This window comes from Williamsia sp. Y712 (genome assembly GCF_059445525.1).
The window spans coordinates 937,554-947,775 of record NZ_JCAIUN010000002.1; the positions used below are offsets into that span (position 1 = coordinate 937,554).

11 protein-coding genes are annotated in these 10,222 nt (G+C 64.1%); 4 read left to right on the forward strand and 7 right to left on the reverse strand.

The annotated features are described in order from the left end of the window. Nucleotides 1-11 precede the first annotated feature (11 nt). The gene (locus AC1D75_RS19175; RefSeq protein WP_495516874.1) at nt 12-1,460 is read left to right on the forward strand and encodes a neutral zinc metallopeptidase; all 1,449 of its coding nucleotides are present in this window, start codon (nt 12-14) and stop codon (nt 1,458-1,460) included. Between the two features lie 58 nt (nt 1,461-1,518). On the opposite strand, the gene AC1D75_RS19180 is transcribed toward AC1D75_RS19175, so the two are convergent. From AC1D75_RS19180 to AC1D75_RS19195, 4 genes are read right to left on the reverse strand one after another with little or no spacing between them, the layout of a single operon-like run. Next, a complete protein-coding gene (locus AC1D75_RS19180) occupies nt 1,519-2,487 on the reverse strand; it encodes a tetratricopeptide repeat protein (RefSeq protein ID WP_495516875.1) in 969 nt (322 codons plus the stop codon). Beyond that, a complete protein-coding gene (locus AC1D75_RS19185) occupies nt 2,487-3,716 on the reverse strand; it encodes an MFS transporter (RefSeq protein ID WP_495516876.1) in 1,230 nt (409 codons plus the stop codon). Before AC1D75_RS19185 ends, AC1D75_RS19180 begins: the two co-directional genes overlap by 1 nt. A gap of 41 nt (nt 3,717-3,757) precedes the next feature. Next, on the reverse strand, nt 3,758-4,093 hold the full coding sequence (locus AC1D75_RS19190) for a DUF3817 domain-containing protein (RefSeq protein ID WP_495516877.1): 336 nt from the start codon (nt 4,091-4,093) through the stop codon (nt 3,758-3,760). A gap of 13 nt (nt 4,094-4,106) precedes the next feature. Next, on the reverse strand, nt 4,107-5,294 hold the full coding sequence (locus AC1D75_RS19195) for an acetyl-CoA C-acetyltransferase (protein WP_495516878.1): 1,188 nt from the start codon (nt 5,292-5,294) through the stop codon (nt 4,107-4,109). A 67-nt stretch (nt 5,295-5,361) separates the two neighbouring features. Between AC1D75_RS19195 and mce the strand changes: the two genes are divergently transcribed. Both mce and AC1D75_RS19205 read left to right on the forward strand, forming a co-directional pair. After that, nucleotides 5,362-5,844, forward strand: a complete 483-nt coding sequence (gene mce / locus AC1D75_RS19200) for a methylmalonyl-CoA epimerase (RefSeq protein WP_495516879.1) — start codon at nt 5,362-5,364, stop codon at nt 5,842-5,844. Nucleotides 5,845-5,961: 117 nt separating this feature from the next. Then, complete coding sequence (locus tag AC1D75_RS19205; RefSeq protein ID WP_495516880.1) at nt 5,962-7,020, forward strand: hypothetical protein; 1,059 nt, start codon at nt 5,962-5,964, stop codon at nt 7,018-7,020. Between the two features lie 10 nt (nt 7,021-7,030). Here AC1D75_RS19205 and AC1D75_RS19210 read toward each other — a convergent pair whose 3' ends face one another. Then, nucleotides 7,031-7,291 carry an Rv1322 family protein gene (locus tag AC1D75_RS19210; RefSeq protein ID WP_495516881.1) on the reverse strand — a complete coding sequence of 87 codons (261 nt, stop codon included), beginning with the start codon at nt 7,289-7,291 and terminating at the stop codon, nt 7,031-7,033. 16 nt (nt 7,292-7,307) lie between these two features. Further along, nucleotides 7,308-7,988 (reverse strand): endonuclease NucS, encoded by a 681-nt coding sequence (gene nucS / locus AC1D75_RS19215; RefSeq protein ID WP_495516882.1) that lies wholly within the window; start codon nt 7,986-7,988, stop codon nt 7,308-7,310. A gap of 68 nt (nt 7,989-8,056) precedes the next feature. Between nucS and AC1D75_RS19220 the strand changes: the two genes are divergently transcribed. After that, the gene (locus AC1D75_RS19220) at nt 8,057-8,602 is read left to right on the forward strand and encodes an NUDIX domain-containing protein (protein WP_495516883.1); all 546 of its coding nucleotides are present in this window, start codon (nt 8,057-8,059) and stop codon (nt 8,600-8,602) included. Between the two features lie 18 nt (nt 8,603-8,620). Here the strand turns inward: AC1D75_RS19220 and glsA are convergent, their stop codons facing one another. Further along, nucleotides 8,621-10,015 (reverse strand): glutaminase A, encoded by a 1,395-nt coding sequence (glsA, locus tag AC1D75_RS19225; RefSeq protein ID WP_495516884.1) that lies wholly within the window; start codon nt 10,013-10,015, stop codon nt 8,621-8,623. Between the last annotated feature and the right edge of the window lie 207 nt (nt 10,016-10,222).

Here is a 10,222-nt window from a genome sequence, read left to right on the forward strand (position 1 = left end):
CGGGGACATCCGTGAACACACGACGAATATCGTGGATCAGTGGGCTGGTCGGCGTCTGCCTGCTGGTGTCCACCGGTTGCACCGACCGTGAAGAGCGTGTTGTGGTCGCCGGTGATCCGGTGTCGGTGTACTCCGACCCGTTCACCGTTGCCGGCCTCGCGGTCAGCGACGGCCCAACCGGCGTGCGTTCCGGCGCCGAAGAACCGGTGCTCGATATCGACAATGCGGACTCCGGTGAGATCGACACTCTGATGGCCGCGGCCCTGCTGGATCTCGAGAAGTACTGGAAAGAGGCCTTCGAACCCGCGTTCGGCGGTGAGTTCAAAACGGGTCTGGGGTTCGTGTCCTGGGATGCCGAGGCGCCCCGAAGCGCATCGGTGACGTTCTGTGGCGACTCGACCTATGGCCACGTCAATGCTGCGTTCTGCCCGCCGCGGGACCAGATCGGCTGGGACCGTGGGGTTTTGATGCCGGCCCTGATCGACGAGTTCGGGCCGATGGCGCCGGTGACGGTCATTGCCCACGAGTACGGCCACTACGTGCAGATGATCGCCGGCATCGACAAAGACGCCTCCCCGATCGTGAGCGAACAACAGGCAGACTGCCTGTCGGGGAACTTCATCCGATGGATCGCCGAGGACAAGGGCCAGTACCTGCAGATCAATACCGCCGATGGGCTCAATTCTGCTGTCGCCGCGCTGATCTCGGCCCGGGACAGCGAACGTGGACAGTCCGATCACGGCACCGCGTTCGAACGGGCCCACGCATTTGAAATCGGATTCGGCAGCGGACCGGAGCGATGTGCGGCGATCGACGAGATAAGCATCGACGACATGCGCGATGCGATGCCGCCGCGCTTCGACAACGCAGGCAGTATCGACACGACCCGGTTCAGCAAAGGCGGACTCGACTCGGTGATCTCGTCGGTCGAGGAGTTCTTCGCCCTGCCACCGGAGGTTCGGCCTGCTGTCGACACCGATGCCCTGAACACCGGTTGCCCCGCTGTCGACACGGTCGCCACGCAGCCACCGGTGGCGTTTTGCCCGGCCACCAACTCGGTGTCGATGGATTCGTCAGACCTCGCGTCGATCGCCGACAACGGAACCAGCGGTCCCCCCGGGTTGCCGAGCTTCATCGGTGGCGATTTCAGTGCCTACTCGCTGGTGGCATCCCGATACTCGATCGCGGCCCAACAGGCCCGTGGTCAGGTGATCGACCAACCGGTCTCCGCAGCCCGAGCGGCGTGCGCCACCGGCCAGTGGGCCCGGTCGACCGCGGACTCCGGTACGTTCACACTTCGCGGCGGCGACCTCGACGAGTTGGTGTCCAGCCTGCTGGTCAGCGGTGCCGTTGCCAGTGACGTCGCAGGCCGCTCGCTTCCGAGTGGCTTCTCCCGGATCGCAGCGTTCTCGGCAGGCTACTTCGACACCGACAGTGGTTGCTCCCGCTACGACCCGTAAGACCTGATCAGTACCCGGCGGTGATCAGTACAGGGCGGTCATCAGTACAGGGCGGTCATCAGTACAGGGCGGTCGCGAGCTTGCGCCTTGCCGCGACCACAAAGGGTTCAGCCGGATCGAACAGTTCGAACAGTTCGAGCAGCCGGGCCCTGGCGGCGGTGCGATCGTCGCCCGCGGTCCTGGCAACAACCTTGATGATCCGATCGAAGGCGGCCTCGGGTTGCTGATTGAGCAGCTCCACGTCCGCGGCGGCCAGTTGCTTCTCGATGTCGTCGGGTGATGCGTCGGCCAGCGCTGCCGGGTCGTGGGACTGGGCCCGCGCGACGAACGTCAGGTTGCGGACCAGCGACGCGGCCTCGAGGTTGTTCGGCTCGGCGGCCGCGATCTCCTTGTATTCGGCAAGCGCGCCGTCGATGTCGCCGTCGTTGAGTTTTTCCTCGGCAGCGGCCATTCGTGGGTCGACCGGATCTTCGATTTCAGCACCGGCCTCTGCAGGCGCACCGGTGATCCCGGCACCGTGCTGGCTCATGACGTCGTCGATCCAGCCCTGGATCTGCGCGGCCGGCTGTGCACCGGCGAAGGCCGACACCGGCTGACCGCCGATGATCGCGACCACGGTCGGTACCGACTGCACACCGAACAACTGCGCGATGCGCGGGTTGGCGTCGACATCGACCTTGGCGAGCACCCAGGCGCCACCGGATTCGGCGGCCATTCGCTCCAGCGTCGGCGACAGCTGCTTACACGGACCACACCAGGTCGCCCAGAGGTCCACCACGACCAGAACCTGCGAGGACCGGGCAACGACCTCGGACTCGAAGGTTTCCTCGGTGACGTCGTAGACGGCGGGGAATCCTGCTCCCCCAACGGGAGCCTGCGGCGGTGCGGCTCCCGGTGGCGGTGTGGGCCGACTGGCTTGCGCACGTTGCGCGTCGGCACGTTCTTTGAGACCTGAAAGGTCCACGGCGCCTGACATTGCCGCTGCCGCACGGGCAGCCGCCTGCTGACTTTGTTGCGGTCTGGTCATTACTCCAGTTTGGCACGGTCGTCGGTGACGTGGTGCCGGGGTCCGGTTGTGCGGGGCCGGACCACCGGTGCGAAAACGATGGCGACGGCCAAGCCGGCCACTGCAAACCACAACGCGCTGCCCAGAGAGAACCATTGACTGAGCGGACCGATGACGGCCGGGCCCGCCAGCATCCCGACATAGCCGAAGCCGACAACCACAGAGATGATCTGACCGCTCGACGCCGTCGTCACATTTCCGGCCGCGGTGAACAGCTGCGGAACGCCACCGGCGACACCGAGGCCGAACACCGCCCACCCGACGATGCTCCACGGCGCAGTGGGCGCGCAGATCGCCAGCGCCATCCCGGCCACGGCAACTGCCGCACCGCCGCGCACGACGGCCACCGGGCCGAACCTCGCGCTCACCGTGTCAGCGGAGAACCGGAAGAGCACCATCGTGGCGCTGAATGCACCGAACGCCACCGCGCCCATGGCATCGGAGACGTTGTAGTTCTCGACGATGTAGAGCGCACTCCAGTCGTAGGCGACGCCCTCGGCGAGCATCAGCATGAACGCCACCAGGGCCAGCAACGCGATCCGGCCCCATGGTCGCGGCTCGCGGACCGCGACGTCCTCGCCGCGATCAGACCTGGCCACGCCCTGTTGATCGGGCACGACCTCCAATCCGGCGCCGGCAACCTCGTCGCCCGCGCGGCCGGTCAACAGGTCTCGGGACAGGACCACCGCGCTCACCAGTCCCAGAGCGCAGAACGTGCCCAGAACCGCCATGAGGGGCACGTCGAGCGCCAACCCGCCCGCCACGATCCCGGCACCGGCCAGACCGCCCACCGAGAAGTATCCGTGGAAAGACGACATGATCGGTCGCTTGTAGGTGCGTTCACACAGCACGGCCTGAGTGTTCATCGAGACGTCGAGCGCACCGTTGAAGAAGCCGAACACCACGAGCGCGCCCGCCAACGACGTGGTGCTGGTAGCCAGACCCGGTAACAGGATCGCCAGCGACAGACCGACCGCACTGATCACCGTGGGCCATTTGGATCCGATGCGGTCGGTCAACGGTCCGACCAGTTGCATCGCAACCAAGGCCGACCCACCGATCGCCAGCAGCAGACCGCCCAGGGTGGCGTGACTGACACCGGTGCGATCCTGGATCACCGGGATGTGGGCCACCCACATGGCAGCCAACAGGCCGTTGAGGCCAAAAATGCACGAAACCGCCACCCGCACCCGAAGATTCGGATGCGCGATGGCGGTTTCGGGTGGTGTTGTCAGACTGTTGCAGCCTTCGACGGTGCTTCGACTCCGTCGAGGTGGCCATTACGCTTCGCCCAGACCTCGAAGACCAGGGTGCCGAACGGCGGAATGCTCGCCACCAGCGCGAGGCCGGTGGTGACCAGGTTCCACTTCAGGCGCCACGCGGTGAACAGCGAGACCACGACGTACACCACGAACACGATCCCGTGGGTCATACCCGGGATGGCGATGGCTTCTTCATGGCCGAGCACCCACTTGAAGAACATCGCGATCAGCAGCGCCAGCCAGGTCACGGCCTCGGCAATAGCCACTACTCGGAAGATCTGGGCGGTGAGTTTTGCAGAAATCAATTTTCGGTCACTTTCACTTCTTGGGTACAGAAATTATGAGCGCATCACCCTGTCCACCGGCACCACAGAGTGCGGCCACACCCGTGCCACCTCCGCGGCGGGCGAGTTCCAGGGCGAGATGCAGCGTGATGCGTGCGCCGGAGGCACCGATCGGGTGACCGATCGCGATGGCGCCACCGTTGACGTTCACTTTGTCTTCGGAGACCCCGAGGTCCTTGGCGGAGGCCAGGCCAACCGCCGAGAACGCTTCGTTGATCTCGTACAGATCGAATCCGGCGGGATCGATCCCGGCCTTCGAGGCAGCCTTGCGGATGGCGTTGGCCGGCTGATGCTGGAGTGTCGAGTCGGGTCCGGCGACCACACCGTGGGGGCCGATCTCGGCGAGCCATTCGAGCCCGAGAGCCTGCGCCTTCGCCTTGCTCATCACGATGACGGCAGCGGCGCCGTCCGAGATCTGCGAAGAGTTGCCTGCGGTGATGGTTCCGTCCTTGCGGAACGCCGGACGCAGACGCGACAGCGACTCGGCGGTCGTGTCGGCACGGATGCCTTCGTCTTCTGCGAACAGGACCGGATCACCCTTACGCTGCGGGATCGGCACCGGCACGACCTCGTCGTCGTATACACCGTTCTTCCACGCGATGGCGGCACGCTGGTTCGACTGCGCGGCGAACTCGTCCTGCTGCTCGCGGGTGAACTTCTCGACGTCGTTCTGCTGCTCGGTGAGCGCGCCCATCGGCTGATCGGTGAAGGGATCGTGCAGGCCGTCGTAGGCCATGTGATCGACCAGCTCGGTGTTGCCGTATTTGAAGCCGCTGCGGCTGCCCTGCAGGATGTGCGGCGCCTGGGTCATCGATTCCTGACCACCGGCGACAACGCACTCGAACTCGCCCGCCCGGATCAGCTGATCGGCCAGCGCGATCGCATCGATGCCCGACAGGCACATCTTGTTGATCGTGAGAGCGGGGACATCCCAGCCGATACCGGCCTTGACCGCGGTCTGCTTGGCAGGCATCTGACCGGCGCCGGCACCGAGAACCTGTCCCATGATGACGTATTCGACCTCAGAGGCAGGGACGTTTCCCTTCTCCAGGGCTCCGCGGATCGCGATCGCACCGAGGTCCACCGCACTGAAATCCTTGAGCGAACCCATCAATCGGCCGATCGGGGTACGGGCTCCGGACACTATTACCGACGTTGTCATCTGTTCTGACCTCTCTGAAAAGCTGGCTGAATCGTCGCTCAACTAAAGCCGAGGTTACCTTTATGCCATGACCACATCTGAACAGAACCCCCAGTCAATGGCCATGGCGACCATCGGCGAGCTCGTCACGGCGATCGATCATGTCGGGATCGCAGTGCCCGATCTGGAGGCCGCCAAGGCCTGGTACCTCGAAAACCTGGGCCTGGTGACGCTGCATCAGGAGACGAACGCCGCCCAAGGTGTGGTCGAAGCAATGGTCGGCCCCGCGGGTGCCGACAAGACACACGCCCTCATCCAGCTGCTGTCGCCGATCGATGAGACGTCGACCATCGCCAAGTTCATCGATCGCAACGGCCCCGGACTGCAGCAGATGGCTGTCCGCGTCACCGACATCGAAGAGGTCACGCGCCGTCTGGTCGCCAACGGTCTGCGGGTGTTGTACACCGAGCCGCGCCGTGGCACGGCGAACTCACGGATCAACTTCATCCACCCCAAGGATGCCGGTGGAGTCCTCCTCGAACTCGTGGAACCGGCTGCCGCAGCGCACTGAGGCCTCACCCCGAAGCCGCCGACCGGGCCGGTGACACGGGTTGCAGCCTGGTAACTCCTGTGCGCCACACCGTGTTCACCCCCGGTACCGGTGGCAACACAGCGTAAAATCTCACCCATGCCAAATAACGAGGCCACATCTGCCAGCGGCCTGCCGTTTGCCACGGTCATGCGTGGTTACGACCGAGATCAGGTCACCGAGTTCTTCCGTCGTTTCGACGCGGAGATGCGGGTCATCGCCGCCGACCGCGACGCCGCCACGGCCAATGCCCGTGAACTCGCCGAGAATCTCGAGATCGCCCGCGACGACATCGACGAACTCCGCCGCGAGGTCAATCGGCTATCCGTGCCACCCACCACTGTCCAGGGGATGAGCGAGCGGGTCTCCAGCATGCTCCGCCTGGCTTCTGACGAGGCTTCGGAGATCCGGGCACAGTCGGAAGCAGAAGCGGCAGAAGTACTTTCGATCGCACGTCAGGAAGTCACGGAACATCGCGAGGAGATCGCGCGAAAGACCGCGGAGCTCGACCGCCGCCGTGAGGCGATGCAGGCCGAACACGAGGCCACGATGATCGCAGCCCGCAACGAGGCCCAGCGCATCCTCGCCGAGGCAAAAGCGCAGGCCGAAGAACTCGACGCCCGGGCGCAGGCCAACCGGGAACGGATTCAGCAAGACTTCGACATCACGATCGCCGCCCGCCGATCCGAGGCCGTCGCCGCAGCCAGCAAACTCGAGACCGACAGCAAGAACGAGGCACGCGAACGGCTCGAGAACGCACACGCCGAAGCCGAGAGCCTGCGTCAGCGCGCCGCCTCCGCGGCAACCGAAAGAGTCACGCGCTCACAAGAAGTCACCGAGCAGGTCCGTGCGCTGCGGAGTCGGATGTTGTCTCAACTCGCCGAGATCCGTAGCCAACTCGACGACGTCCCACAGTTGCTCGCCGCAGTCGAGAACGAGCCCGAACTGCTCGATCCGAACACCACCGGCCTCCTCAACAAGGAACTCTCCGACAACGCACGCCTCGAAGAGCCATCGTCGGCCCCGGCCGACGATGCTGTCGAGCACGACGATGTCCACACCGACGACTCGGAGCTCGACGAATCCGCCGATCTCGAGCCGCAGGACGTCACAGACAGCACAGACACCCCCGATCGGGTGAGTACTTCTTACCGGTAGCCCACGCGCGCTAACGTCGTGTGCCGCGCGCACCCCGCGCGGCGCGACGCCAGCATCCGGTGTGCCAATGGCGGCGATCATCCAGATAGGAACCGCCGCCTGCGTACCCATCCATCCCGTAGTCGTCCACCGGCCAGGCGACCACATGCGGAACGCCTACCATCACGGTCTGGTTGCAGCCCGGGCATCGGTAGATCTTGGTTGCGCGTTGACCGGTGATCGGCCGGACGTAGTAGTCGCCGCCGCCGGGGCCTGGCTCGATCCGTTCCATCACACTCGCCGGTATCTCAGAACAGCCGGAACTCGGTGCTCTCGGTCCCACGAAGCTTGTCGTAGTCGAGCGTGACGCAGCGGATGCCGCGATCGTTGGCGAGGGTCTTGGCCTGCGGCTTGATCTGCTGGGCCGCGAAAATCCCTTGGACCGGGGCCAGCAGCGGATCACGGTTCATCAGCTCCAGATAGCGGGTCAGCTGCTCCACGCCATCGATCTCACCGCGTCGTTTGATCTCCACCGCAACCGACGAACCGTCAGCGTCGCGGCACAGCAGGTCAACGGGACCGATGGCGGTCATGTACTCACGCCGCACCAGCGAATAGCCGGTGCCGAGCGTCTCCACGTGTTCGGCGAGCAACTCCTGCAAGTGTGCCTCGACACCGTCTTTGACCAGTCCCGGGTCGACGCCGAGCTCGTGGCTCGAATCGTGTTCGATCGCTGTGATCGTGATCTGGAGTTCCTCGCCCGCCTTGTTTGTCACAACCCACAGCTGTGGCCCATCAGGCGTTTCAGGCGTGGTCTCCACCAGCCAGCACGGTGGGCTCATCCAGTTCAGTGGTTTATAGGCACGATCGTCGGCGTGCACGCTCACTGAGCCGTCGGACTTGATCAACAGCAGTCGGCGAGCTTTGGGCAGATGGGCGGTGAGCCGTCCGACATAGTCGACCTGGCATTCGGCAATAACAAGACGCACGAGGACCACCTTAGGCCCGCGGCCGCAACGCGCGTCGCCCCCGTGCCGTGCGCCGGCCATATTCTGATGTGGTGTCGATCAAGCGAGTGTCTTCAGCCGAAATTTATGCCAACCCGTGGTTGTCTCTCCGCGAGGACGAAATCGTTCGCTCCGACGGCAGCACCGGCATCTACAGCGTTGTCGACAAGCCCGAGGGTGTCATCGTCATTCCCCGCGAAGAAGGTCGCCTGTATCTGGTCGAGCAGTTCCGGTACGCAGTGGACGCGCGGCGATGGGAGTTCCCGGCGGGCACGGCACCGGACCGTCAGGTGGTTCCGGCCCGGGCACTCGCGGTCCGGGAGCTCGCAGAGGAAACGGGCCTCCGCGCCGACTCACTCACCCGGATCGGGACAGTGGATGTGGCGCCCGGTTTCAGCAGTCAGAGACAGGCGGTGTTCCTTGCCGAGAATCTGCATGCCGGTACCGCGCAGCGTGAACACGAAGAGCAGGACATGGACGCCCGGTGGTGGCCTGTGACGGAGGTATGGGCGGCGGTCCGCTCCGGAGCGATCTGCGACGCCCAGACCCTGGCTGCACTGACCCTGCTCTCCGCCAACGACGCCGCTGCGAGCTGAACGACGCCCCCACCGTGGCTACTGCTTCTCGATCGCCGTCTTCAGCAAGAAGTCTTCTGCTTGGGCAAGTGCATCGGCCATCGTCTTGACGACGTAGTCGAGTTGCGGACCTGGTTCGGCCTCGTGGGTATGTGCTCGCAGCACGATGCCGTCCGGATCCACCACCACCGCAATGCGTTTGACATTCGCGAGGTTCTTGCTGGCACCGAGGAACATCGTTCTCGAAACCTCGTCGACCTGATCGACTCGACTCATGTCGAGGATGACCACATCGAACTCATTGGCCGCCGATCGAACACGTCGCAGCACGCTCTCGGTACCCGAGAACGTGAGGTCACCCTGGAGTTCGTAGATCCTGATGCGGTCACGGTTGCCTTTGAGGAAGTGCCGTTCGAACTCGTTGCGTTCGGTCGCTACCTCGAACTCCTCCGCGGATCGGAATGAGCGAACCGCGGATCTGCTCTGCCGGGCAACGTTGAACATGTGCAGACCGAGATCGGACGAGAGTCGCTTACAGGCGTTGACGCCACGGACGCTGTTTCCGTGCACGTCGAGGAGCGGCGAGTACACACCGATACCGAGCTGTCCGGGCAGCACGGCCATGATCCCGCCGCCCACACCGCTCTTGGCCGGAAGACCCACCCTGGTCACCCAATCCCCGGCGCCGTCGTACATGCCGCACGTCGTCATCACGCTGAGCACCCGTTCCACGATGGCCTGTGTCAAGACCCGCCTGCCCGTTCGGGGATTCACTCCCCCATTCGCCAACGTGCCGGCGATGACCGCAAGGTCGGTCGTCGTCACGATAAGAGAGCATTGACGGAAATAGAGGTCGATCGAATCCTCCGGAGACGCTTGCAGAGCACCAAAGCTCTGCATCATGTACGCAATCGCACGATTTCGGGCGCCGCTTCGCATCTCGGAGTTGTAGACATCGGCGTCGAGTGACAGCCGACGGCCGGCGCAGGATGAATAGAAATCGAGCAACTCTGCAAACGCCACGTCGACATCGGGTTGGATCTCGAGGAGCAGAGAAGACGACAGGATCGCACCCGCATTGATCATCGGGTTGCGTGGCCGGCGCTGTGAATCGACGCTGATCTCGTTGAACGCCTCACCCGAGGGCTCTACCCCGATGCGTCCGTCGAGCTCATCAAAACCCTTGTGCGTCAAGGCAAGTGCGTACGTGAGCGGCTTCGACACCGATTGGATGGTGAACCCGACATCCGAATCAGCGATCGAATACACGTAGCCGTCGTGCAACGCCAACGACAGCCCGAATTTTTTGGGATCGACCTGGGCCAGCTCCGGTATGTAGTCCGCGAGCGCGCCTTCACCGCCGGCAGCGCACGTGTCGTGGATGTGTTGCAGATACGACTCGACCAGGGTGGGGCCGCCGATCAGTGATGCCATGCCCTATCTAAGCAAAGATCCCCGCACGACACTATCGACCCGGAACGCACTGAGCCCCCACATAGGGAGACGGGCCTTCAACGACACGGCTGGAGATAGCAAAATACCCTGTATTCGAGACCATTGCTGGTGTCGAATACAGGGTATTCGCAAATTGTGTTCGGCGGTGTCCTACTCTCCCACACTGATTAGGGTGCAGTACCATCG

Excerpts from the sequence above, each read along its gene's own strand:
- AC1D75_RS19195 (WP_495516878.1), bottom strand. The coding sequence starts at position 5,294 with ATGACAACGTCGGTAATAGTGTCCGGAGCCCGTACCCCGATCGGCCGA.
- mce (WP_495516879.1), top strand. The coding sequence starts at position 5,362 with ATGACCACATCTGAACAGAACCCCCAGTCAATGGCCATGGCGACCATC.
- AC1D75_RS19205 (WP_495516880.1), top strand. The coding sequence starts at position 5,962 with ATGCCAAATAACGAGGCCACATCTGCCAGCGGCCTGCCGTTTGCCACG.
- glsA (WP_495516884.1), bottom strand. The coding sequence starts at position 10,015 with ATGGCATCACTGATCGGCGGCCCCACCCTGGTCGAGTCGTATCTGCAA.
- AC1D75_RS19180 (WP_495516875.1), bottom strand. The coding sequence starts at position 2,487 with ATGACCAGACCGCAACAAAGTCAGCAGGCGGCTGCCCGTGCGGCAGCG.
- AC1D75_RS19210 (WP_495516881.1), bottom strand. The coding sequence starts at position 7,291 with ATGGAACGGATCGAGCCAGGCCCCGGCGGCGGCGACTACTACGTCCGG.